At 33.6% G+C, this 25,502-nt stretch carries 18 protein-coding genes; 17 read left to right on the top strand and 1 reads right to left on the bottom strand.

From position 1 onward, the window contains the following. The 3 genes from ABXT06_RS21600 to ABXT06_RS21590 form a co-directional block, all read left to right on the top strand. The coding region (locus tag ABXT06_RS21600; protein ID WP_354592597.1) for a T9SS type B sorting domain-containing protein at positions 1-2,108 on the top strand (2,108 nt) is incomplete at its 5' end. 47 nt (positions 2,109-2,155) lie between these two features. After that, complete coding sequence (locus ABXT06_RS21595; protein ID WP_354592596.1) at positions 2,156-3,067, top strand: PorP/SprF family type IX secretion system membrane protein; 912 nt, start codon at positions 2,156-2,158, stop codon at positions 3,065-3,067. An 8-nt stretch (positions 3,068-3,075) separates the two neighbouring features. Further along, the gene (locus tag ABXT06_RS21590) at positions 3,076-5,088 is read left to right on the top strand and encodes an OmpA family protein (RefSeq protein WP_354592595.1); all 2,013 of its coding nucleotides are present in this window, start codon (positions 3,076-3,078) and stop codon (positions 5,086-5,088) included. Positions 5,089-5,410: 322 nt separating this feature from the next. On the opposite strand, the gene ABXT06_RS21585 is transcribed toward ABXT06_RS21590, so the two are convergent. Continuing rightward, a complete protein-coding gene (locus tag ABXT06_RS21585) occupies positions 5,411-5,743 on the bottom strand; it encodes a hypothetical protein (protein WP_354592594.1) in 333 nt (110 codons plus the stop codon). A gap of 684 nt (positions 5,744-6,427) precedes the next feature. Here ABXT06_RS21585 and ABXT06_RS21580 point away from each other — a divergent pair. The 14 genes from ABXT06_RS21580 to ABXT06_RS21515 all read left to right on the top strand — a co-directional run bounded on the left by ABXT06_RS21580 (position 6,428) and on the right by ABXT06_RS21515 (position 25,501). Continuing rightward, positions 6,428-6,853, top strand: a complete 426-nt coding sequence (locus tag ABXT06_RS21580) for a CBS domain-containing protein (protein WP_177210944.1) — start codon at positions 6,428-6,430, stop codon at positions 6,851-6,853. 154 nt (positions 6,854-7,007) lie between these two features. Beyond that, positions 7,008-9,299, top strand: a complete 2,292-nt coding sequence (locus tag ABXT06_RS21575) for an NADP-dependent malic enzyme (protein WP_354592593.1) — start codon at positions 7,008-7,010, stop codon at positions 9,297-9,299. A 79-nt stretch (positions 9,300-9,378) separates the two neighbouring features. Further along, on the top strand, positions 9,379-9,960 hold the full coding sequence (ruvA, locus tag ABXT06_RS21570; RefSeq protein WP_260672516.1) for a Holliday junction branch migration protein RuvA: 582 nt from the start codon (positions 9,379-9,381) through the stop codon (positions 9,958-9,960). Between the two features lie 25 nt (positions 9,961-9,985). Next, a complete protein-coding gene (gene sov, locus ABXT06_RS21565) occupies positions 9,986-17,191 on the top strand; it encodes a T9SS outer membrane translocon Sov/SprA (RefSeq protein WP_354592592.1) in 7,206 nt (2,401 codons plus the stop codon). 86 nt (positions 17,192-17,277) lie between these two features. Beyond that, complete coding sequence (gene gcvH, locus ABXT06_RS21560; protein ID WP_354592591.1) at positions 17,278-17,658, top strand: glycine cleavage system protein GcvH; 381 nt, start codon at positions 17,278-17,280, stop codon at positions 17,656-17,658. Beyond that, on the top strand, positions 17,651-18,034 hold the full coding sequence (locus ABXT06_RS21555) for a VanZ family protein (protein ID WP_354592590.1): 384 nt from the start codon (positions 17,651-17,653) through the stop codon (positions 18,032-18,034). The genes gcvH and ABXT06_RS21555 overlap by 8 nt, the downstream gene beginning before the upstream one ends. Positions 18,035-18,147: 113 nt before the next feature. After that, the gene (gene deoC, locus ABXT06_RS21550) at positions 18,148-18,891 is read left to right on the top strand and encodes a deoxyribose-phosphate aldolase (protein ID WP_354592589.1); all 744 of its coding nucleotides are present in this window, start codon (positions 18,148-18,150) and stop codon (positions 18,889-18,891) included. 19 nt (positions 18,892-18,910) lie between these two features. Then, entirely contained in the window at positions 18,911-21,034 is a 2,124-nt protein-coding gene (gene remB / locus ABXT06_RS21545; RefSeq protein ID WP_354592588.1) for a gliding motility outer membrane protein RemB, read from the top strand. A gap of 158 nt (positions 21,035-21,192) precedes the next feature. Further along, positions 21,193-22,095, top strand: a complete 903-nt coding sequence (cyoE, locus tag ABXT06_RS21540; protein WP_354592587.1) for a heme o synthase — start codon at positions 21,193-21,195, stop codon at positions 22,093-22,095. A 2-nt stretch (positions 22,096-22,097) separates the two neighbouring features. Next, positions 22,098-22,685 (top strand): cytochrome c oxidase subunit 3, encoded by a 588-nt coding sequence (locus ABXT06_RS21535; protein WP_354592586.1) that lies wholly within the window; start codon positions 22,098-22,100, stop codon positions 22,683-22,685. A 42-nt stretch (positions 22,686-22,727) separates the two neighbouring features. After that, positions 22,728-23,711: a cytochrome c oxidase subunit 3 gene (locus tag ABXT06_RS21530; RefSeq protein WP_354592585.1), complete on the top strand. Its 984-nt coding sequence runs from the start codon at positions 22,728-22,730 to the stop codon at positions 23,709-23,711. Between the two features lie 19 nt (positions 23,712-23,730). Continuing rightward, the gene (locus tag ABXT06_RS21525) at positions 23,731-24,081 is read left to right on the top strand and encodes a cytochrome C oxidase subunit IV family protein (RefSeq protein WP_354592584.1); all 351 of its coding nucleotides are present in this window, start codon (positions 23,731-23,733) and stop codon (positions 24,079-24,081) included. A gap of 79 nt (positions 24,082-24,160) precedes the next feature. Next, the gene (locus tag ABXT06_RS21520) at positions 24,161-24,802 is read left to right on the top strand and encodes a hypothetical protein (RefSeq protein WP_354592583.1); all 642 of its coding nucleotides are present in this window, start codon (positions 24,161-24,163) and stop codon (positions 24,800-24,802) included. Positions 24,803-24,814: 12 nt separating this feature from the next. Further along, positions 24,815-25,501, top strand: coding sequence for an SCO family protein (locus ABXT06_RS21515; RefSeq protein ID WP_354592582.1), 687 nt, complete (start codon positions 24,815-24,817; stop codon positions 25,499-25,501). The last annotated feature ends 1 nt before the right edge of the window (position 25,502 follow it).

Below are 25,502 nucleotides of genomic sequence, written 5' to 3'. Positions count from 1 at the left end.
TTCCAGCGGGACTTACTTTAAATTCGGATTACACCATTACTGTTGCGCCAAATACGCCTGCAGCAGATTATAATGTAGAATATAAAATCTGTGAAAACACAAATCCAACAAATTGTGATTCGGTAATTACAGTGGTGAAAGTTACAGGCGGAAATCTTGTAGCAAATGAAGATTTAGTGCCATCAGCAGTTGGAGTAAATATTCCACAAACAGTAATTAACGTTTTTGAGAATGATACTAAAGATGGAAATAAATTAGTGCCATCAGATGTAGATCTTAAAGTAACTCAAGCAGATCCAAAAGGATATCTGACTGTAGATGTAGATGGAAATGTTACACTAGCGCCAAATGCACCTGCGGGAGACTATGAATTGACATATACTATTTGTGAGAAATTGAATCCAGATAACTGTGCCTCAAATATTGTAAAAGTAACGGTGACAGAACCAAAAATGACAATTACAGCAGAAAGCTATTGTTCAAACAATGTTCCGTATGTTAATTATACAGTTTCACCAGATAATTTCGTAGCTAATAATTTATTAACTGTAAAATGGATTGATAGCAATAATAATGTTGTAGCAACTCAGACCAATCTGCCATTAAGTGGAAATCTTCTATGGCCAGGAGCAGAAATTGACAATAACGGAAATGGAATTGATTGGCCAGGATGGATTTTAAATAATGGTATATGGACAGAAGGTGCCGACGGATTTGAAGCTACTAGAAATGGAGTGAAAATCGAGTTTTCATTAAATCCAACTGTTACAGTTTCTGTTGCATATCCGCCTGTTAAACCAGATTGTAATGCACGTCCAACATTTGCTATAAAAGCAAATAATGATGTGGCAGGACCTGTAGATGCTAAAAAAGGTGCAAATGCTACGATTAATATTTTTGAAAATGACTTGTTAAATGGAGTAAAATTCGATCCTTCAGCTGTTATTCTATCAGTTCCGGTTGTCCATCCAAATATTTCATTGAATGCTGATGGTTCAATCAATATTGCGACAAATACACCAGATGGAGTTTACGAATTAACATATCAGATTTGTGAAGCTGCGAATGCATCAAATTGCAGTCAGGCGGTGATTAAGATTACTGTTGAGAATAATATTGACTCAGGTCCACCAACAGCAAATCAGATTACTTTAAATGACGACAATGATGTTAGCGTTGATGGAATTAATGGTTCATTAGAGTTTATAAATGTTTTAGAAAATGATTTGATAAACGGAAAACCAATAAATCCTGCAGATGTTGTAGTGAAACCTGTAACAGAAAGTCCATATTTTGAATGGAATGCTGACGGTACGATAAATGTTAAACCAAACACGCCAGGAACAAATTATCAGTTAACTTATCAAGTTTGCGAAAAAGCAAATCCGACAAATTGTTCTACGGCTGTATTAAATGTTTTTGTTGAAGTTCCAGCTATTTCAGTAATCAAAACAGCAGTTTTCAATGACGAAAATAAGAGCGGTTTTGCAAATGCAGGAGAAACAATTACATACAAGTTTACAGTAACCAATACAGGAAATGTGCCTCTAGTTGGAATCACAATAAACGATCCATTGCCAGGAGTGGTAGTTTCTGGACAAGCAATTAATTTGGGAGTTAACGAATCTAACGAAACGAATTTCACAGCAGTCTACAAAATTACTCAAGAAGATATTAATCGAGGCAGTGTAAGTAATCAGGCAACTGTAAAAGGAAGCAGTGTAAGAGGAGTTATTGTTGAAGATCAGTCAGATGATGCAAGCAACAGTGGAGATAGTCCAACAGTCTTAGACTTAAACGGATGTTCAATTAAAGTAATGAATGCTTTCTCTCCAAACGGAGACAGTAAGAATGCAAGATTCTACATTAGAGGAATTGAATGTTATCCAGATAATACGGTTGAAATCTATAACCGTTGGGGAGTTTTGGTTTTCAATATAGATCAATATAATAATAATGATCGAGTATTTGTTGGATATTCTAATGGACGTTCTACGATCAAACAAACAGATGGTCTTCCGGTTGGAACGTATTTCTATGTCTTAAAATACAAAGACAGCGCTCAGAAGTCTCACCAAGAATCTGGTTACTTATACCTTAATAAATAAAATGGAATACGGCTTAGGTAAAACTAAGCCGTTCTAAAGCTTAATAAATGAAAAAATTAATTTTAGTTTTTATGTTTTTTTCGATTGTGTCACATGCGCAGCAAGATGCGCAGTATACGCAATACATGTATAACACAATCGAAGTCAATCCAGCGTATGCAGGTTCACGTGGAGCTTTAAGCGTTTTTGGTTTATATCGTACACAATGGATTGGACTTGACGGAGCGCCAGAAACGAGCACATTTTCTGTTAATACACCTCTAAAAAATAGTGATTTAGGACTTGGAGTTTCTTTAGTAAATGATAAAATTGGGCCAACGGTAGAAAATACTTTATCGGCAGATTTGTCTTATACGATTCCAACTTCAGAATCATGGAATTTATCTTTCGGTATAAAAGGAACAGCCAATCTTTTCAATATCGATATTAATAAATTGAGTTATGAAGATCAGGACGATCCGCAATTTCAGAATCTGAAAAATAAATTTTCACCAAACGTTGGAGCAGGAATTTATTATCATTCAGACAGAGCTTATATCGGATTATCGGTTCCTAATTTCATAGAAACAAATCGTTATGATTCAGACGATGTGGCTATTTTCAAAGAGAAAATCAATTATTATTTAATAGCAGGTTATGTATTTAATCTGGATCGTTTAGAATACATCAAATTCAAACCAGCCTTAATGACCAAAATGGTAGAAGGAGCGCCTTTGCAAGTTGACGTTTCAGGAAATTTCATGTTCAACGACAAATTCGTTTTAGGGCTTGCTTACCGTTGGAGTGCATCTGTTAGTGCAATGGCAGGATTTCAAGTAACAAAAGGAATGTACATAGGTTATGGTTACGACCATGAAACGACACAATTAAGAAAATACAATTCTGGATCTCACGAGATTTTCTTAAGATTCGAATTCTTTAATAATTTCAATAAAATGATATCCCCAAGATTCTTTTAATACAACCTATGAAAGCTATAAAATTAATTTTGATTGTTTTACTGTCTAGTTTTATTTCAAATGTGAATGCGCAAAACCCATTCACAAACATGAATATAAAATATGCAGATAAAAAATATGAAGAGTACGCTTACGCGGATGCAATAAAAGTTTACGAGAGTTTGGTAACTGAACAGACTACCGATCAAGGAATAATTCAGCGTTTGGCAAATTCATATTATTTTAATGGAGAATTAAAAAGTGCATTAAAATGGTACGAACAATTATTCGTGATAAACGAAAACCAAGATCCCGAATATTTGTATCGATATGCACAATCGTTAAAATCAGTAGGAGATTATAGAAAGTCTGATGAGATTTTGCAGAAATTCAACCAAAAAGCAACTGCAGAAAAAAGAGCAGATTTAATCAGAAATGAGAAAAACTACTTAGAAGATATTAAAGAAAACTCAGGAAGATTTCAAATTGCCGATGCTGGAGTCAATTCTAGATATTCAGATTACGGAAGCGTAGTTTACAACAACAAAATTGTTTTTACTTCTGCGCGCGATACAGGCGGAGTGGTGAAAGCCAATTTTGAGTGGACAAACAGATCGTTTTCTAGATTGTACACAGCCGATTTAATGCCAGACGGAAGCGTTGGAAAACCTGAACTTTTAGTAAAAAGAAAAAAAGACAACTTTAATGAGTCAAGTCCGATTTTTACGAAAGACGGACGTACGATGTATTTCACACGAAATAATTTTACAGACGGTAAAAGACGAAGCAACGATAAAAACGTAACGCTTCTTAAATTATACAAAGCCGAACTTATCGACAACACATGGCAGAATGTAAAAGAACTTCCATTCAATAGTGATCAATACAGCACGGCACATCCAGCTTTAAGTGTTGACGAAAAAACATTGTATTTTGCATCAGATATGCCAGGAACGTTGGGTCAGTCTGATATCTACAAAGTTTCAATTAATGAAGATGGAACTTTTGGAACACCAGAAAATCTAGGACCTGCTATAAATACTGAAGCAAGAGAAACTTTTCCGTTCATTTCTGGAGATAACGAATTGTATTTTGCTTCTGACGGACGTCCAGGCTTAGGCGGATTGGATATTTTTGCTTCTCGCATAAAAGCAAACGGAAGTTATGATGACGTTTTAAATGTTGGTGAACCAGTAAATAGCAAACAAGACGATTTTGCTTTTAGCATTGACAGTAAAAGCAGAAGCGGTTATTTTTCTTCAAACAGAGAAAACGGACTAGGTTTAGACGACATTTACAGATTTACAGAAACAAGAAGGCTAATCTGCGAACAAAACTTATCGGGAACAGTTACCGATGCAGAATCAAATGAAATCTTAGCCAATACTTCTTTGACTTTGTTTAATGAAAAATTTGATCCAGTTGGAACAATTACGACAGACGAAAAAGGAAATTATATTTTTCCTGATTTAAGATGTGGCAAAAAATACACCATTAGAACTGCTAAAAACGATTACAATGCCAAAGAAGTTGCAGTAACAATCCAGAGAGAAAAAGGAGAAACTATTCAAATGATTGCATTAAACAAAGTTTTTAAACCTCTTGTTGCAAAAACTGTAGCCATTAAAAAAACGACAATCAGTCCAGTAAAAGTGGGTTCTATAAGAGTAGGAGTAGATATTGCAAAACTGTTAAATCTGCCTATGAATTTCTTTGATTTAGGTAAAGCAACAATCAAGAAAACATCAGAACCGCAATTAATGAAAGTGGTTAATCTTTTAAATGAATATCCAACAATGAAATTAGATATTCGTTCGCATACAGACAGCCGTTCTTCTTCAGAAAGCAATCAGATTCTTTCAGAGAAAAGAGCACAATCAACCAAAAACTGGTTAGTTCAAAAAGGAATCAGCGAAGATCGATTAAGCGCCAAAGGTTATGGAGAAACGCAACTAGTAAACAAATGTGCTGACGGAGTAAAATGTACAGAAAAACAGCACATGCAAAATAGACGAAGCGAGTTTATTATTGTATCGATGTAAAATATCTTCTTTATAAATTATAAAACCCCTTTTCTAAATTTTAGAAAAGGGGTTTTTGTTTAGAAATAATCCCTACGGGATAATGGTTTGGGGTGTGAATAATTTTTTTTCTACCGATCAGTCACTCCTAACGGAGTGTTTTTTCAATCATTATATAATTCGAGGCTCACTCCGCTAGGAGTGACTGATTGGTAGAACGCAAATGATTATCCGTGTTTATTTTGTCCTGTAGGGACATTTGATTGGTTAATAAAAATCAATTGATAAATAATAAAATTTATATTTTATCATCTGTGTATTAAATCAGAAAAGGGGTTTTTGTTTATTCTGTAATTATATTAGAATTTCTATTAAGTAAATAGTCAATTTCACTTAAAAAATCAAATTCATCTTGAAGTATTAACTGAAGAACAGTTTCCAGAATTAAACCTATATTGATAGATTGACTTTTGTCAGTTTCAGGAATTTTATGGGCATCTTGCTCAAAAGCCAAAATACATAATTTCAGCATATCAGTAATGACACAACCAAGTTCTAAATAATTTTGAAACTTAATCTCAGCAACATTGGTTTTGTTATTCGCAGGTTTTAAAGTATGAAAATATAGAGAGGCTAATTTTCTAAGATCTAAATTTTTGATTTCGTGTGATTCCATATAATGAGGCGTTTAGTTGAAGAAATAGATGTTTTATTATTCTAAATTATTTTATGCAAGATGCTTTTTCTTTTTATTATTTCCAACATACGATTGTATGTTGTGTAAAATAAATCTTATAATTAGTATTGAGAGCAAATCTATTAAAATGAAAAAAAAGATAACACGACATATATGTCGTGTTAATATCTTTCTGAAATTTTTGCAATCTCTACAGGGTAATGTGGGGTTATATTTCGCTCCTCTGGAGCTCTTTTCTTTTGGTATAATTTTTCAGCTATAAATATTATGCTCCGCTGGAGCATTGCTTTAATTATCATAAAAAAGAAAACTCCGTTAGGAGTTGTTGGTTGGTAGTCCCAGCGGGACGAAATATTTATAGAAAATATATTAAACACCTACCTAAAAGCCCCAGCAGGGTGATATGTCGCTCCTCTGGGGTATTCTTAATGGTTATAAAAAAATGAAAAAACTCCGCTAGGAGTTTCTGGTCGGTAAACGTTAAAAAATCTAAATTTCTTCAAAAAACAATTCTAAACAAATTCATTCTTTACACTATAAATTTGAAAACCTTAATTTTTGTGTATTATATTTAAAATGAATTAGTTATGTTTTAAAAAATCGATTTCGCTGTAGATCGTGTTTGTTTTTGTTTTAACTTTATAATCCTAAAAAAATTTCATTATGACTGTAGATCAAATACTTAAAGCAAAAGGAAGAAATGTTTATTCGATTTTCTCCAATTTAACGGTTTATGATGCGTTAAAAGTGATGGGAGAAAAAAACATTGGGGCAATTTTAGTTATGGATGATAATATTTTAAAAGGAATATTATCTGAAAGAGATTATGCTAGGAAAATTGTACTGAAAGATAAATCTTCTAAAGAAACTTTTGTTCATGAGATTATGGAAAGTCATGTTTTTACAGTAAAACTTTCAGATAATCTTGAAGATTGTATGGAACTTATGAGCGAAAAAAGAATAAGACACCTGCCTGTTTTAGAAGATGGAACAGTGGTTGGAGTAATTTCAATCAGCGATGTAGTGAAGGCAATTATAGAAATTCAGAAAGATACAATCAACCATTTGAATTCTTATATTTCTCAATAAAGCACACCTAAAAACGATAAAAATTCAAACGAGTCCAATTTCTATTGGACTTTTTCTATTTATTCGAATAAATTTTAGGAAAAGAAAACGCTAAAAATACGCCATTTTAAAACAAGACTTATATCTTTGTAAGCTAGAATAAAAGCTAAAAACAATGAACAAAGAGAGTAAAAGAAGAGAAGCGTTACTGTATCACGCAGAACCAACTCCAGGAAAAATTCAGGTAGTTCCAACAAAAAAATATGCAACCCAGAGAGATTTATCATTAGCCTATTCGCCGGGAGTTGCAGAACCATGTTTAGAAATCGCAGCAAACAAAGAAGACGTTTATAAATACACAGCAAAAGGAAATTTAGTAGCCGTAATTTCAAACGGTACAGCGGTTTTAGGCCTTGGAAATATTGGTCCAGAAGCAGGAAAACCTGTAATGGAAGGAAAAGGTTTATTGTTTAAAATTTTCTCAGACATTGATGTTTTTGATATCGAAATTGATACCGAAAATGTTGAAGAATTCATTCAGACTGTAAAAAATATTGCTCCAACTTTTGGAGGTATCAATCTGGAAGATATTAAAGCTCCAGAATCTTTTGAAATAGAAAGAAGACTGATTGAAGAATTGGATATTCCAGTAATGCACGACGATCAGCACGGAACAGCAATTATATCTTCTGCAGCTTTAATCAATGCACTTGAATTGGCAGGAAAAAAGGCAGAAGATGTAAAAGTTGTAGTTTCTGGTGCGGGATCTGCTGCAATTGCTTGTACAGATTTATATGTTTTACTTGGAGTAAAAGTTGAAAATGTTTTAATGTACAACAGTAAAGGACTTTTGACTAAAGATAATCCTGCACTTTCAGATTTACAATTGAAGTATGCTATTGATGGTGCTAAAATTCCTTTAGAAGAAGCAGTAAAAGGTGCTGATGTTTTCATCGGATTATCTTCTGGAGACATTTTATCACCAGAAATGTTATTGACAATGGCAAACAATCCGATTGTTTTTGCAATGGCAAATCCAAATCCGGAAATCGACTATAATTTGGCTGTACAAACTCGTAAAGATGTTATTATGGCTACGGGCCGTTCAGATTTTCCTAATCAGGTAAATAACGTTTTAGGTTTCCCTTATATCTTTAGAGGAGCACTAGACGTAAGAGCGACAAAAATCAACGAAGAAATGAAAATGGCGGCTGTAAAAGCTTTAGCCATTTTAGCAAAAGAACCAGTTCCAGAGCAAGTAAACGTAGCTTACGGTGCAATGAAACTTGGATTCGGACAAGAATATATTATTCCTAAACCTTTCGATCCTAGATTAATTACTGTTGTAGCTCCTGCAGTTGCAAAAGCAGCAATGGAATCTGGAGTAGCAAAAAATCCTATTACAGACTGGGCAGCTTATGAAGATCATCTTCGTGAGCGTATGGGGAACGATAATAAAATGGTACGTTTGATTACAAATCGTGCTAAATTAGATCCAAAGAAAATTGTTTTTGCTGAGGCAGATCAATTAAACGTTTTAAAAGCAGCCCAAATTGTTTACGAAGACGGAATCGGATTCCCAGTTTTATTAGGAAACAAAGAACAAATTTTAGAATTGAAACAAGAATTAGGTTTTGATGCTGATCTTGAAATCATTGATCCTAAAACAGATGAAGAAGCAGAAAGACGTAACAGATTTGCAAAATCATTTTGGGAAGCAAGAGGAAGAAGAGGTGTTTCTAAACTAGATGCAGAAAAATTCATGCGCGAAAGAAACTACTTCGCTGCAATGATGGTTAATGAAGGAGAAGCTGATGCATTGGTAACAGGGCATTCTAGAAGTTATCCTTCTGTTGTAAAACCAATGATGCAGTTAATTCCAAAAGCACAAAATGCTTCACTCATTGCTACTGCAAACATGATGCTTACATCTCGCGGTCCAATGTTTTTATCAGATACAGCAATCAACATTAATCCATCTGCACAAGATTTGATTAACATTGCGATCATGACGGCAAAAACAGCAAGAATGTTTGGAATTGAACCGGTAATCGCAATGGTTTCGTTTTCAAACTTTGGTTCTTCAACTAGCGAGAGTGCATCAAAAGTGAGAGAAGCTGTAGCTTACTTGCATAAAAACCACCCAGAATTAATTGTTGATGGAGAAATTCAAGCAGATTTTGCTTTAAATCCGGAAATGCTTCAAGAGAAATTCCCATTCTCTAAATTAGCAGGAAAAAAGGTCAATACATTGGTTTTCCCTAATTTAGAATCAGCAAATATTACTTATAAATTGTTGAAAGAATTGTATAAGGTGAATTCAATTGGACCTATCATGATGGGTATGGGTAAACCAGTACACATTTTCCAATTAGGTGCAAGCGTTGAAGAAATGGTTAATATGGCAGCAATTGCTGTTATTGATGCACAGGAAAAAGAAAGCAAAAAGAATAAAATAACACAATAAACGTTCTTGCAAAGGATTGAACAAATTTGTCGTAGTTTTATGGCATTTTTGTTATATTTGATACTAATAAACTATATTTATGATAGCACATTTGCAAGGGAGATTAGTAGAAAAGAATCCTACTGAGGTTGTAATTGATTGTGGTGGAGTTGGTTATCAGGTGAATATATCGCTGCATACCTTCTCTTTAATTCCAAATTCTGAAAATATAAAATTGTATACGCATCTTCAAATTAAAGAAGATGCGCATACTTTATATGGTTTTGCCGAAAAATCGGAGCGAGAAATTTTTAGAATGCTAATTTCTGTTTCAGGAATTGGAGCCGGAATCGCAAGAACAATGCTTTCGTCTATAGAGCCAAAGCAAATTATAAATGCCATTGCATCTGGAGATGTAGGCATAATCCAGTCTATCAAAGGGATTGGAAACAAAACAGCACAAAGAGTTATACTAGATTTAAAGGAAAAAGTTGTTAAATTGTATAATATTGATGAAGTTTTTGCTGTTCAAAACAATAGAAACCGAGATGAAGCGTTATCTGCTCTAGAAGTTCTAGGTTTTGTGCGAAAAGCTTCTGAAAAAGTGGTGGAAAGAATCGTAAAAGAAGATCCTGAAGCTACTGTTGAAACAATTATCAAAAAGGCTCTAAAAAGCTTATAAATTTCATTCTATATAAAAGAATTCTATGCGTAAAATTTGTATTTTGTTGCTGGTATTACTCTGCGGTAATGTTTCGCGCGCACAGGTTACACCGGTAACTCAAGATACAACTAAAACTCAATTTTCAGTAGGTAAGATAGATCTCGAAGATCCTCCAAGTGTACTTTCAGCATACAAGTACGATCCTATTACAGATCGTTATATTTACACCACTTCAGTAGATGGTTTCTCTATCAATTACCCTTTAATTTTAACTCCAAAAGAATACGAAGATTTAGTTCTAAAAGAATCGAGACGAAATTATTTTAGAAAAAAATCAGATGCCATTGATGGTAAAAAAGCTGGAGCCGAAGCAGCAAAAAAAGATTTATTGCCAAGATATTATATCAACTCGAGTTTATTCGAAAGTATTTTTGGAAGTAATACTATAGACGTAAAACCCACAGGGTCAGTAGAGATGGACTTGGGGTTGCGTTATACTAAACAAGATAATCCTTCATTTTCGCCAAGAAACAGATCTTCTCTAACTTTTGATTTCGATCAAAGAATCAGTATGAGTTTAATGGGGAAAATCGGAACTCGTCTTGAAGTAAATGCTAACTATGATACACAATCAACGTTTGCTTTTCAGAACTTATTTAAACTAGCTTATACACCTTCAGAAGACGATATCGTTCAGAAAGTTGAGGTGGGTAATGTGAGCATGCCTTTAAACAGTACTCTTATTCGAGGCGCACAAAGTTTATTTGGAGTAAAAGCCCAGCTGCAATTTGGTAAGACAACCATTACGGGAGTTTTCTCAGAACAGAAGTCTCAAACCAAAAGTATAGTCGCAGAGGGTGGCGGAACCGTTCAGAACTTTGATTTATTTGCTTTAGATTATGATAACGACCGACATTTCTTCTTATCACAATATTTTAGAAATAAATATGATGCTTCGCTAAAGAATTATCCATTAATAGACAGCCGTGTTCAAGTTACAAGGATTGAAGTTTGGGTAACCAATAAACAGAATAGAATCACAACAGGAAATAATAACTTAAGAAATATTATTGCACTTCAAGATTTAGGAGAAGGTCAGGTTTCTGGTGTGCCAGATAATGAAGTGGTTGTCATTACAAATCCTGCTGGTTTCTTTAATAATCCTATAGATTCTCCAACAGATAATACCAATAATAAATATGATCCTGCAGCAATTGGAAAACCAGGAAGCTATTTAAATTCTAATATTAGAGAAATTGTAACCGCAAAATCTGGATTTAATAATGCTAATACAAATGAAGGTACAGATTATTCTGTTCTGGAAAATGCTAGAAAATTAACCACTCAAGAATATACTTTTAATGCACAGTTAGGTTATATTTCGTTGCAACAGCGTTTGGCCAATGACGAAATCTTGGCAGTTGCATTTGAATATACGGTTGGAGGAAAAGTGTACCAAGTCGGAGAATTTGGAAGTGATGGTGTGGATGGGACCGTAGTTACAGGAAATAATAACGGAAATCAGGCAATCGTAACGCAGAGTTTGGTGTTGAAAATGCTGAAAAGCAGTTTGACAAACGTTCAAAATCCAGTTTGGAACTTGATGATGAAAAACGTGTATCAGATTCCACAAGCTTATCAAATCAAACAGGAAGATTTCAGGCTTAATATTCTTTACACAGATCCTTCGCCAATCAATTATATTACACCGGTTCAAGGGAGCACTTTTCCTCCAAATCCTGCGCCAGATGATAAATTAGACCAGACACCATTATTGAATGTCTTTAATCTTGACCGTTTAAATTATAACAACGATCCGCAGACAGGAGGAGACGGATTCTTTGATTATGTTCCTGGAGTAACTGTTGATGTACAGAATGCACGAATTATTTTCACGACTAAAGAGCCATTTGGAGAACTTTTATTTAGAAAATTAAATACCAATTCTGGAGAAAGCTACAATGATCCAGCTACATATAATCCGAATCAGAAGAAATATGTATTTAGAAACATGTATAAGAATACTCAGGCCGGTGCTTTGCAGGATAGTGATAAAAACAAATTCCTATTAAGGGGAAAATATAAATCTTCTGGAAGTAATGGCATTCCTATTGGTGCCTTTAATGTGCCACAGGGCTCTGTGGTTGTAACAGCCGCAGGACGAGTTTTGATAGAGGGTATAGATTATAGTGTAGATTATCAATTAGGAAGAGTGCAGATATTAGATCCTTCGCTTCAGGCTTCTAATACTCCGATTGAAGTTTCATTAGAAAATAACTCAATCTTTGGACAGCAGACGAGAAGATTCATGGGATTCAATGTTGAGCATAAAATCTCTGAAAAGTTTGTTGTGGGTGGAACATTCTTAAAAATGACAGAACGTCCTTTTACCCAAAAATCAAGCTACGGTCAAGAATCTGTAAATAATACTATTTTTGGTTTTAACGGAAATTATGCAACAGAAGTTCCATTTTTAACAAGATTAGCGAATAAACTGCCAAATATAGATACAGATGTTCCTTCAAATCTTTCGATCCGCGGGGAGATTGCATTTTTGAAACCAGATGCTCCAAAAGCGAGTGATTTTGAAGGCGAAGCAACTATCTATATCGACGATTTTGAAGGTACTCAGACTACAATTGATATGAGATCTGCTTATGCATGGAGTTTAGCTTCAACACCATTTATTAATTCTGATACAGACAATACTTTTAATGCTAGTTCAAATACATTAGAGTATGGTTATAAGCGTGCAAAGCTGTCTTGGTATACTATTGACCCGATTTTCTTTACCTCAAAACCATCTGGGATTTCAAATGATGACTTATCTTTAAATTCAACAAGAAGAATTTATAGTAGAGAACTTTATCCAAATACAGATATTGCACAAGGGCAGATTCAAGTGGTTAATACACTAGATTTAACTTATTATCCATCAGATAGAGGGCCGTATAATAATAATCCAAATTTTGCTTCGAGTAATCCATCATCCAATTTTGGTGGAATTATGCGTGCGCTGAACTCTACAAACTTTGAACAGGGAAATGTTGAGTATATTCAGTTTTGGGTACTTGATCCTTATGTCGGTACTGGAGAAGCCCAGCCAACTAACAGTGGAAAAATCTATTTTAATTTAGGCGAAGTGTCTGAAGACGTTTTAAAAGACGGAAGAAAACAATACGAAAATGGTTTAGGTCCAGATCAGGTTATGGTAAACCCGCAGCCAATTTGGGGAGACGTTCCTGCATCTCAATCATTAATTTATGCATTTGATACAAATCCAGACAATCGTAAGAATCAGGATGTCGGTTTAGACGGTTTGCCAGATGCAAAAGAAGGATCAATTTATAACAATTATGCAGGAGAAGAAGATCCTGCTGCAGATAATTATAAGTACTTTTTGAATACAGAAGGAGGCGTTTTGGAACGCTATAAAAAATACAACGGAACAGAAGGAAACTCGGCGGTAAGTGTTGATGATCCAAACCGTGGTTCTACAACCCTTCCAGATGTTGAAGATATCAACCGTGACAATACTATGAGTACAATCAATGCCTATTATGAATATAGTATTGATGTTAGACCAGGTATGCAGGTTGGTGAAAATTATATAACAGATATTAGAGAGGTTCAAAATGTAGAACTTCCAAATGGAGGTTCGACAAATGCGAGATGGATTCAGTTTAAAATTCCAGTTTCGAAACCTCAAAATACTATTGGGAATATTACCGATTTTAGATCGATTCGTTTCATGCGTATGTTTATGACTGGGTTTAATGATCAAATGACAGTTCGTTTCGGAGCTTTAGATTTAGTTAGAGGAGAATGGAGAAAGTATACTGGAACGCTAGATGCAAATGACACAAATCCTGATGATGACGGAACTCAATTTGATGTTGCAGCAGTAAACATTCAAGAAAATGGGACAAAATGTCCTGTAAACTATGTTATTCCGCCAGGAGTTCAAAGAGAGCAATTGTACAATAATAATACAATCATAAATCAAAACGAACAGTCTTTAGCAGTGCGAATAGCAGGTTCAGGATTAGAATATCAAGATTCTAGAGCGGTTTTCAAAAATGTAAGCGTTGATATGCGTCAATACAAAAAATTAAAAATGTTCCTTCATGCTGAATCACTTCCTAATGAGAATGAGCTTTTGGATGACGAAATGATTGGATTTATTCGCTTTGGTAACGATTTTACACAGAACTTTTATCAGGTTGAAATTCCATTGAAAGTAACAAGAACAGGCGGATCTTGTACAATTAGTCCAGATCAGGTTTGGCTTGAAGAAAATAATATTGATTTAGCGTTGTCTTTATTGACTAGAATGAAAATTTTGGGAATGAATATCGATATTAACTCGCCAAAAAGAGATATAAACGGTATTTATTATCCAGACCGAGATCCTGATGTAGATGGAGGTGACCAAGACGGTAAATTAACTTTAGGTATTAAGGGAAATCCGAATTTTGGTTTAGTCCGAAATTTAATGGTCGGAGTAAAAAGTGCAGCAAATCATAAAGATATTATGGGGGAAGTTTGGTTTAACGAACTTCGTATGTCTGATTTAGAGAATAAAGGAGGTATGGCTGCATTACTGAATATAGATACCAATATGGCCGATTTAATGACGTTGTCTGCCTCTGGTAAAAAGAGTACGATTGGTTTTGGTTCTCTTGAACAAGGAGCCAACGAGAGAGATCGTGAAGATATTCAGCAGTATAATATCGTAACCAATATAAATTTAGGGAAACTGTTGCCTCCAAAATGGGGTATTAATCTTCCATTCAATTATGCTATTGGAGAAGAAGTTATTACACCAGAATACGATCCATTTAATCAGGATATTAAGTTAGATCAATTGATTAAAGAAACTAAAGATCCAGCAGAAAAAGAAAATATTAGGACGCGTGCAATTGATTATACTAAACGTAGAAGCATCAACTTTATTGGAGTAAGAAAAGATAGAGCGCCAGAGCAGAAGCCACATGTTTATGATGTAGAAAACTTTACTTTTTCTCAATCATACAATCAGGTGGAAAGACACGATTATGAAGTTGAAAATTACAACGATGAACAATCTAATACGGCAGTAAATTATGCTTATACTTTCCAGCCAAAAGAGGTAGTGCCGTTTAAGCAGACCCAATTCATGAAAAAAAGTGATTATTGGAAAATGCTGAGCGATTTTAACTTTAATTATCTTCCTTCAAATATTTCGTTTAATACTAATATCTTAAGACAAAGCAACCGTCAGCAGTACAGGCAAGTTGAAGATGTTCAAGGTATTGGACTTGATCCGCTTTATAGAAGAAATTTTGCATTTAATTACCAATATGGTTTCGGATTTAATTTGACAAAATCATTAAAATTAAACTATACAGCAGCGTCTAATAATATTGTTAGAAACTTCTTGAATGACGATAATACCCCAAAAGAAGATTTTAATATCTGGGATGATTATTTTGATATTGGTATACCAAATCAGCATTTACAGCAATTGGTTCTGAATTATGATATTCCAATTAACAAAATTCCAATATTTAGTTTTGTAAAAGCGACTTACTCTTATACTGCCGATTACAATTGGCAGAGATCATCAACTGCAATGTCGCAATATGTTGATGATACTGGAGTGTCTTGGGATTTAGGGAATACAGTTCAAAATGCTAATTCAAATACTTTTTCGACGACATTAAATATGAATACACTGTATAAATATTTAGGTCTAACGCCAGGCGCAAAGCCAGCAAAAACAAAACAACCTGTGGCACCGCCAAAACCAGGAGAGAAAATTGTAAACACAGCTAAACCAGTTACAAGTAGCAATCCTTTTTATGATGGTTTGATTGGAGTATTGACAAGTATTAAAAACGTTCAGATTAACTATACTAAAAACAGCGGAACAGTTTTACCAGGTTATATTCCTGGGGTAGGTTTCTTTGGGACTTCTAAACCTTCTTTGGGATTTGTATTTGGTAGTCAGGATGATGTTCGTTTTGAAGCAGCTAAAAATGGATGGCTGACAAGCTATCAGAATTTTAATCAAAACTTTACGCAGGTAAGCAACAAACTTTTGAAAGTAACTGCAAATATTGATTTATTGCCAGATTTAAAAATTGATTTGGCTATGGATCGTGCTTATTCTGAGAACTCATCAGAACAATATAGTGTAGATCCTACAACAAATGAATATGTGCCTTTGTCTCCATATACTTATGGAATGTTTTCAATTTCGACTGTATTAATTAAAACATCTTTTTCAACAAGTACAGAAACTGAGTCGTCTGCATTTGATGATTTTAGAAGCAACCGTTTAGTTATTGCAAATCGTTTGGCGGAGCAGCACTATGGAGGCGGAGAAATTCCTAGATATGGAGATGTAAATAATCCTATTCCAGCAGAAACAGATCCTAATTATAAAATATATGTTGCCAATGAAGGGTATCCTATTGGTTTTTCAAAAAGCAATCAGGCTGTCTTGTTGCCTTCATTTATGGCGGCTTATACAGGAGCAGATGCTTCGAAGAGTTCAACGGGTATTTTTAGAAGTTTCCCTATTCCGAACTGGAATGTGAAATATAATGGTTTAATGCGTTATAAGTATTTTAAAGATCATTTTAGACGTTTTTCATTGCAGCACAATTATAGAGCATCTTATACGATCAGCCAGTTTAGATCTAATTTTGATTATTATGAAAATCCAATAGGACAAGATGTAAATACGAACTTCTATAATAAAACGATTATGTCTAATGTCAACTTAGTAGAACAATTTAGTCCACTGCTTAGAGTTGATTTTGAGCTTAAAAATTCATTCCGTTTATTGACAGAGGTTAAAAAAGATCGCGCTTTGTCTATGAGTTTTGATAATAATTTATTGACAGAAGTTAGAGGAGTAGAATATGTTGTAGGAGTAGGATATCGTTTTAAAGATGTAATTATTTCATCAAGATTGGCAGATAACCCGACTGGAATTATTAAAAGTGATATCAACATAAAAGCTGATTTTTCATATAGAAATAACGAAACTTTGGTTCGCTATTTAGATTACGATAATAACCAGCTAGCAGCAGGACAGAATATATGGACGTTGAAATTGACGGCAGATTATGCTTTCAGTAAAAACTTAACGGCAATATTCTATTATGACCATTCGTTCTCGAAAGCAGTTATTTCAACTTCTTTTCCTTTAACGAATATCAGATCAGGTTTCACACTTCGTTATAATTTTGGAAATTAAATTTTAGTTTCTAAACTAGATTTTATTAGAAGATTATTACATTTGTGGCTTAAATTTTAAACAATCAATTTTCAAACACAACTATTATGAGCATACCAGCAAATTTAAAGTACACAAAAGATCACGAATGGGTTAGCATCGAAGGAGATGTTGCAACAGTAGGAATCACTCATTTTGCACAAAAAGAGTTAGGAGATATCGTGTATGTTGAAGTAGAAACTTTAGACCAGACACTTGATAAAGATGAGGTTTTTGGAACGGTTGAAGCTGTAAAAACAGTTTCTGATTTATTCTTACCATTAACAGGTGAAATCATTGCTTTTAATGAAGATTTAGAAAGTGCTCCTGAAACAGTAAATTCAGATCCTTACGGAGCTGGATGGATGATTAAAATAAAAATTGCTGATGCATCAGAAATTGACTCTCTATTATCTGATCAAGCTTATAAAGATTTAATCGGTGCCTAAACAACTCTTATTAATTTGGGCAATTATCTGCTCGGGAATCATTACTTATTTTTGTCTTACAGATTCTAGTAATATACCAGCGGTTAATTTTCCAAGTATTGATAAAATTGTACATTTCTGTTTTCATTTTGGATTTACAATTTCGTGGATTTTGTTTTTCAAAAAAGAATTAAAAGGAAAAGATGCAGATGACTATAAAGCCTATTTGATTTCTTTTATCTTTTCTGTCTTTTTTGGAATTACAATCGAAATTCTCCAAAGCGCTCTTACAACAACAAGAGCTTCAGATGTTACAGATGTTTTAGCAAATGCTCTTGGAGCGATTGTGGCAGTTTTTTCAGCAATAGCTTTTAAAAGGCAAATAGATAAAATATAATTTCAAAACCCACTTCGGTGGGTTTTTTATTACAAGAAAATCAAGCACTTAAAAGCTATGTTTTTTCAATATAAAATGTACTTTTGTGCTGGTTTTGTGCAACTTCTATCAAAATGAATGTAAAGCAATATTTGGACTCTACGTATTTAAAAACTGCATCTCAAGCTGGTCTTTCGGAAGCAGAAAATGCTGTTGTGGTAAAAAATGCAATTACCGAAGCGATTCAGGAAGGTTTTAAGCTGATTATGATTCGCCCAGAATATGTTGCGATGGCAAAAGAAATGATTGTAGAAGCCAATTCTATTTTGTTAATTGGAACTGTGATTGATTTTCCAGAAGGAAAGTCAAGTTTGGAAGACAAGATTAAAGAAGCAAATGAAGCTATTGCTAATGGAGCTGATGATTTAGATTTTGTCTGTAACTATGAAGCATTCAAAAATGGGGATATCGATTTAGTAAAAAAAGAAATCTTAATTGGAACCCAAATTGGACTTGCTAACGATAAAACAGTAAAATGGATTATTGAAGTTGCTGCTTTAACAGATAAAGAAATTATTCAGTTATCTGCTTTAATAAAACATGTTGTGGTATCTAATTTTAAAGAAGATGATTTTGAATCTGTTTTTGTAAAATCTTCTACTGGTTTTTACAAAACAGAAAACGGTCTTCCAAATGGTGCAACAGTGCCAGCAATAATTATAATGCTTGAAAATGCTTCGCCTCTTTCGATAAAAGCAGCGGGCGGCGTACGTTCATTTGAAGAGGCAGCTGAGATGATTCGTTTAGGAGTAAAGCGCATCGGTACTTCAGCTGCAAAAGCAATTGCAAATGGAGAAATTTCCCCAAATCAATATTAAATAAATACCCCAATTTTAAGTGAATAAGTTTTTTTTGTCCCTTGTTTTAATTTTTTCTTTTTTTATTGTTTTTTCTCAGCAAAATAGTAATTCTTCAGTTCAACCTGGTTTTACGGCAGAAATGTTTCCAGTTTTTCCTAACTGTGAAAATTTAGACAGTAAAAAATTAGAAACCTGTTTTTATAAAGAAGTTCAAGATTTTGTATTTACCAATTTTCAAGTTCCTGAAAAATTAAAACAGAGCAATTACAATGGGGCTGTAAAAGTGCTTTTTGAAGTAAATGCCGAAGGAGAATTTAAAGTGATTTATGTTTCTGCAGAAACAGAAGAATTGTCTGAAGAAGCTAAAAGAGTTTTCGGGACATTTCCAAAAATAAAACCTTCAACTTACAATGGAAAACCAACATATTCTAAATATACGATTTCTATTGATATTCCATTAAAAAGTTCTGCTCAGCTTGCAGCAGAAGCTCAGGCGGCAGCAGAAATTTTAAAACCGATAGAAAAACCAATGACCGAACTGGATAGTATTGTATATAAAAAATATAATAACCCAGAATTTGAAAGTCATTTAAATATTCCATTTTCACACAGCTATTATGCTCAATTTGATGCAGAGATGAATCAGGTTGGAAGTAATAATCATACGGCTTCTAAGCCTTATACATATGCTGAGGTTTCTAAATATTATAATTTAAAGGCTGTTAATGAATCATTAAAGAAAAAGACTTCAACTTGGTTGGGAAGAAAATGGTGGAATGAAAATCTAGTTCAGATTCAAGGGGAAGATTATTGGTTAGCTTTGAATCCTATAGTTGATTTGCAAATGGGTAAAGCTTCAGATCTTGATGCGTCTTATACCTATGTGAATACGAGAGCGCTTAATTTTAGAGGAGGCTTAGGAAAACAAATCAATTTTACTACTACATTTTTTGAAAGCCAAGGAAGATTTGCAGGATATTTTAATGATTATGCAGAATCTATTAAACCATCTGGAGGGAATCCGGCTATCATTCCTGGGGTTGGAATTGCAAAAAGATTCAAGACAGATGCTTATGATTTTCCTTTAGCAGAAGCGAATATTACTTTCGCGCCAGGAAAAATATTTGATTTTCAATTAGGTTATGGAAGAAATTTTATTGGTGACGGTTATCGTTCTTTGTTAGAAAGTGATGGAGCAAGTCCGTACCCGTATTTTAAAATAAATACCAAATTCTGGAAAATTAAATATACCAATACCTATATGTGGATGAAAGATGTTCGTCCAGAAGTGACAGAAGAAAAAACGTATGCAACCAAATTTATGGCTAATCACTATTTGAGCTGGAATGTTTCAAATAGAGTAAACTTAGGTTTTTTTGAATCTGTGGTTTGGACTAACACAAACGATAGAGGTTTTGATGCTAATTTTGTGAATCCGATTATTTTTTACCGTGCCGTAGAATTTGGATCTTCGTCTAGAAGCGGAAATGCGCTTTTAGGAATAACAGGAAAATACAAATGGAATAATAGCATAAATCTGTATTCTCAATTTTTGATTGATGAGTTTTCTGTTTCTGATGTTGGAGCAGGAAATCAAAGCTGGAAAAATAAATTTGGTTTTCAGTTTGGAGCAAAGTATTTCAATGCGTTTAATGTAAAAGATTTATTGGTGCAGGTAGAATTTAATCGTGTGCGCCCTTACGTGTACTCGCACAGTGCTGTTATTACTAATTATGGACACAATAATCAGAGTGTTGGGCACCAATGGGGAGGAAATTTTAAAGAACTTATTGCAATTGCTAGATATCATAAAGGGCGTTGGCTTGCCGATGCTAAATTGACAGTTGGAACCAGAGGCTTGGATTTTGATACTGCAGAAGACTCATATAACTATGGGGGAAATATTTATAAAAGCTATGATGTAAAGCGTCCTAATGACACAGGTGTAAAAATCGGACAAGGAAATAAAACAAATGTTTTTATTGCTGATGTTCAAGGAGGTTATTTAATTAATCCTATGACAAATCTGAAGCTGTTTGGGAGCTTAATTTACAGAAATTTTGATCCGACTCAAGAAACGGCAACAACTTTTAAACAAAGTACGACTTGGTTTAGCATTGGTTTACGTTCAGATATTTTTAATTGGTATTTTGATTACTAGTCTTTTTAATAAGATTTTTCGAAATAATAGTGTTAAAGAATGCTGAGATCTTAATTTGTAAAGGTTTTATTGAAAAAAATCTATTTTTATAGGTCTAAATTCTACAATCTAATTTGTACATTTGCACCACTCAAAAAAAATACACAAAAACAACGGTATTGAACGCTGCAAAAAATACATTATCAATCAAATCAATATTTCTGGATTTTAAAGAGATTACTAAAGCTGGTTTAGCTATTAGTGTATTGTTCTCTTCGATTGCCGGATATTTATTAGGAGTAGATTCTGAGCATCCTTTCAAATGGAGTGTTTTGGCTGTTTTGGCAGTTGGCGGTTACTGTATGGTGGGGGCTTCAAATGCTTTCAATCAAGTAATCGAAAAAGATATCGATTCGTTAATGGATCGTACCAAAAACCGTCCAGTTCCTTCAGGGCGTATGTCTCCTAAATTAGCTTTATTGGTGGCGAGTCTGCTTACTATTCTTGGTATTGCGCTTCTTTATACTATAAACGCAAAGTCGGCAATGTTTGCTGCAATTTCGATATTTTTATATACAAGTGTTTATACGCCACTAAAAACAGTTACTTCATTGTCTGTTTTTGTTGGAGCTTTTCCTGGAGCAATTCCGTTTATGTTAGGATGGGTAGCGGCAACAGGCGAATTTGGTATTGAAGCAGGAACTTTATTTTTAATTCAATTTTTTTGGCAGTTTCCACATTTTTGGTCTATCGGATGGTTTTTGTATGAAGACTACGAAAAAGCTGGAATTTTTATGTTGCCAACAGGTAAAAAAGATAAAGGAACAGCATTGCAAATCATATTATATACAATTTGGCTTATCATAGCATCGTTATTACCTGTGTTAGGTTTTACAGGGCAATTATTTATTTCTCCAATTGCAGCAGTTTTGGTGTTTTTATTAGGGATTTGGATGCTTTTTTATGCCGTTCGTTTGTATAAGCTAAGAACTGCAAAAGCGGCGAGAACATTAATGCTAGTGAGTGTTTCTTATATCTCACTTTTGCAAATTGTATTTATAGTAGATAAATTTTTAAGATAGTTATGGAAATGACATTAAAAGCAAACGAAGAACAAGTAAGAAAGTCAAAATCGGCTAAATTGATTTTACTTTTTGCTATGGTTAGTATGACCATGATGTTCGCAGGGTTAACAAGTGCATTTGTAGTAAGTAAATCAAGAGCAGACTGGTTGAAGAATTTTGAACTTCCTTCAGCTTTCTATTGGAGTACAGCAGTAATTATTGCTTGCAGTGTTACTTTTTACCTAGCAAAAAAAGCTATTCAAAAAGACAATAGAAGCGCAGTAACAGGATTGCTTCTTGGAACTTTAGCTTTAGGAATTTTATTTGTAGTATTACAATTCAAAGGATTTGGACAAATCGTTGCAGAAGGGTATTACTTTACAGGAGAAGGTAGTTCAATTACTACAACTTTTCTTTATGTGGTAACAGTTACACACTTGTTGCACTTGGCTGGCGGATTAATTTCACTTTTAATTATAATTTATAATCATTTTAAACAAAAATACAATTCGACTCAAACTCTTGGGATAGAGCTAGGTGCGATGTATTGGCACTTTTTGGATTTATTATGGGTATATTTATTTTTATTTTTATATTTCTTTAAATAAGAAAAAAACGTAAATTTGGGAACTTTTTAACGAATATCTTTTATGGGAGCGACAGTTACTACTGCAAACAACGACGAAAAAACTTGGGGAGGCGGTCACAATGAGCCTTTAGGAGCAAGTTATGGTAAAATGATGATGTGGTTTTTTATCGTATCAGATGCCTTAACATTCTCTGGATTTCTAGGAGCTTATGGTTTTTCTAGATTTAAATTTATTGAAACTTGGCCTTTGGCTGATGAAGTGTTCACTCACTTCCCATTTATGCATGGTGTTGCGGCTCCAATGTATTATGTAGCATTAATGACTTTTATTTTGATCTTTTCTTCTGTAACAATGGTATTAGCTGTTGATGCAGGACACCAATTGAAAAAGACAAAAGTTGCTATCTACATGTTCTTAACTATTATTGGAGGTTTAATCTTCGTTGGTTCTCAAGCTTGGGAATGGAAAAACTTCATTAAAGGTGAATATGGTGCAGTTGAAACAGTTGGAGGAAGTTTGCTTCAATTTGTGGATAAAGATGGTAAAAGAGTAGCTTTAGCTGATTTTGCTGTTAAATTGCCAGAACAAAGAGAAGCTTTAACAAGAAGCCACTCAACTTGGTTTATGGAAGATGCACAATCTTTACCATCATTTACAGTTGCAGAGGTTCAAGCTGGTTTTAAAGCTCACCCAGAAATTTTAATCAGAACAGAAAAACTTACAGATAAAAAGAAAAAGACTGTTTTATCAAGAGAAGAATCTGAAAAACATTTAGCTAATGCTAAATATGTAGTAGAAGGTGCTAACTTGATAAGAAACGAGTACGGTAATAAATTATTTGCTGATTTCTTCTTCTTTATTACAGGTTTCCACGGATTCCACGTATTCTCTGGAGTTATTATCAATATCATCATTTTCTTTAATGTATTATTGGGTACTTACGAGAAAAGAAGAAGCTACGAAATGGTTGAGAAAGTTGGTTTATACTGGCACTTCGTAGATTTAGTTTGGGTATTTGTATTTACAGTATTCTACCTAGTTTAATTTTTAGCATTTAATTATTATGTCACACGAGCACGTATCAAATACAAAAAGAATCTGGTTTGTTTTCGCATTACTTTCAGTAGTAACTACAGTAGAAGTTATTTTAGGTATCTACAAACCTGCATCATTAGAATTTACTCATTTCGTTGGTTTGAATTTGTTAAACTGGATTTTCTACATCCTAACAATCTTCAAAGCGTATTATATTGTATGGGCATTTATGCACATGGAAGGTGAAAAAAGCAACCTTAGATGGTCTGTAGTTTCTCCTGTTATCTTCCTAGTTTTATATTTATTGTTTATTCTGTTAACAGAAGGGCATTATATTTATGGGGTTTTTAAAGATTCTACTATTAAATGGAATTTTTAACATGATATTAATTCGAAAAGAAGCTCCGATTTACGGAGCTTTTTTTATTTTTGTACCTCAATAATTCCCCGTTAATACAATGAAAAAAAATATAGTTCTCTTTGTACTTTTTGTATTGCCAATTGTAGCGTATTTATTCTTTGCTTCTGGTGTAAATAGTTTTACAACACTTCCTATAATAACACCTAAAGTGGCCGATTTTGGAAACTGGAATTCATTAAACGGAAAAAAAATCTCCCTTGATAAAAAAATTACGGTGCTAGGTTTTTCAGGTACAAACATTCTGGAAAATAGAGGTAATTATTTTAATTTAAACGAAAAGATTTACAAACGTTATAATGGTTTTGAAGATCTTCAGTTTGTGGTTTTGTGTCCTGTTGGAACTGAAAAAGAAGCTCAAAAAATTGTTGATGCTTTATCTCCTTTTACAGATGTTAAAAACTGGAACTTTGTTTTTGCTTCAAAAGAAGAAATCCAAAAGTTTTATGACGGATTGCATTTAAAAGAAAAATTGAATGAAAACCTTGGAACTTCTAATGTTTATATTATCGATAAAGAACGTAATTTGAGAGGAAGAAAAGATCAGAAAGAGTATAAAGAAGGTTATGATACTTTTCATCCGTCTGAGTTAAGCAATGAAATGCTTGATGATTTCAAGATTATTCTTTACGAATACCGCGCAGCTTTAAAGAAGAATCATAACGCTACAAAGCAACTTTAAAAATCATTTATAATGTTTAAGAACAAATCATATATCGGAATCTCTTTTGTTATTTTACTTTTTGGGATTTACGCCATTCCTAAAATTGTTGATCGAGTTAAAAATGGTGATGTTGTAAAAGGAAATCGTTTGGATAACGTCGGAGTTAAATCTTCTAAAGAAGCAAAACTTTTAACAATTGGTCCGGCACCAAAATTTGAATTGACGAATCAAGATAATGCTAAAGTTTCTAATGAAACGTATAAAGGAAAAGTATATGTTCTGGAATTCTTCTTTACAACTTGTCCTTCTATATGTCCAAAGATGAACATGAGTATGCTGGAGATAGAAAAGACTTTTTTTGGGAATCCGAATTTTGGAATTGTTTCTATCACAATAGACCCGAAACACGATACGCCACAGGTTTTAAAAGATCATGCTAAATTGTTAGGTGTAAAATCTTCAAATTGGAATTTTCTAACTGGTGACAGAAACGTAATTATGGATTTGTCTAATAAAGGATTTAATCTTTATGCTGGAGAAAATGATAAAGTAAGCGGTGGATTTGAGCATTCTGGTTTATTTGCTTTAATTGATAAAGATGGAAACATTCGCTGCAGAAAAGATGAATTTGGAAATCCGAATATTTATTATGATGGTTTAGATAAAAAAGGAGTAAGAGATATTCAAGAGGACATTAAAATTTTATTAGAAGAATAGA

This window comes from Flavobacterium sp. UW10123 (assembly GCF_040538975.1).
GTDB lineage: Bacteria > Bacteroidota > Bacteroidia > Flavobacteriales > Flavobacteriaceae > Flavobacterium.
This window is presented reverse-complemented; position numbering and strand designations above follow the sequence as displayed.

Coding starts and splice junctions, on each gene's coding strand:
- ABXT06_RS21595 (WP_354592596.1), top strand. CDS start 2,156: ATGAAAAAATTAATTTTAGTTTTTATGTTTTTTTCGATTGTGTCACAT.
- ABXT06_RS21590 (WP_354592595.1), top strand. CDS start 3,076: ATGAAAGCTATAAAATTAATTTTGATTGTTTTACTGTCTAGTTTTATT.
- ABXT06_RS21585 (WP_354592594.1), bottom strand. CDS start 5,743: ATGGAATCACACGAAATCAAAAATTTAGATCTTAGAAAATTAGCCTCT.
- ABXT06_RS21580 (WP_177210944.1), top strand. CDS start 6,428: ATGACTGTAGATCAAATACTTAAAGCAAAAGGAAGAAATGTTTATTCG.
- ABXT06_RS21575 (WP_354592593.1), top strand. CDS start 7,008: ATGAACAAAGAGAGTAAAAGAAGAGAAGCGTTACTGTATCACGCAGAA.
- ruvA (WP_260672516.1), top strand. CDS start 9,379: ATGATAGCACATTTGCAAGGGAGATTAGTAGAAAAGAATCCTACTGAG.
- sov (WP_354592592.1), top strand. CDS start 9,986: ATGCGTAAAATTTGTATTTTGTTGCTGGTATTACTCTGCGGTAATGTT.
- gcvH (WP_354592591.1), top strand. CDS start 17,278: ATGAGCATACCAGCAAATTTAAAGTACACAAAAGATCACGAATGGGTT.
- deoC (WP_354592589.1), top strand. CDS start 18,148: ATGAATGTAAAGCAATATTTGGACTCTACGTATTTAAAAACTGCATCT.
- ABXT06_RS21535 (WP_354592586.1), top strand. CDS start 22,098: ATGGAAATGACATTAAAAGCAAACGAAGAACAAGTAAGAAAGTCAAAA.
- ABXT06_RS21530 (WP_354592585.1), top strand. CDS start 22,728: ATGGGAGCGACAGTTACTACTGCAAACAACGACGAAAAAACTTGGGGA.
- ABXT06_RS21525 (WP_354592584.1), top strand. CDS start 23,731: ATGTCACACGAGCACGTATCAAATACAAAAAGAATCTGGTTTGTTTTC.
- ABXT06_RS21520 (WP_354592583.1), top strand. CDS start 24,161: ATGAAAAAAAATATAGTTCTCTTTGTACTTTTTGTATTGCCAATTGTA.
- ABXT06_RS21515 (WP_354592582.1), top strand. CDS start 24,815: ATGTTTAAGAACAAATCATATATCGGAATCTCTTTTGTTATTTTACTT.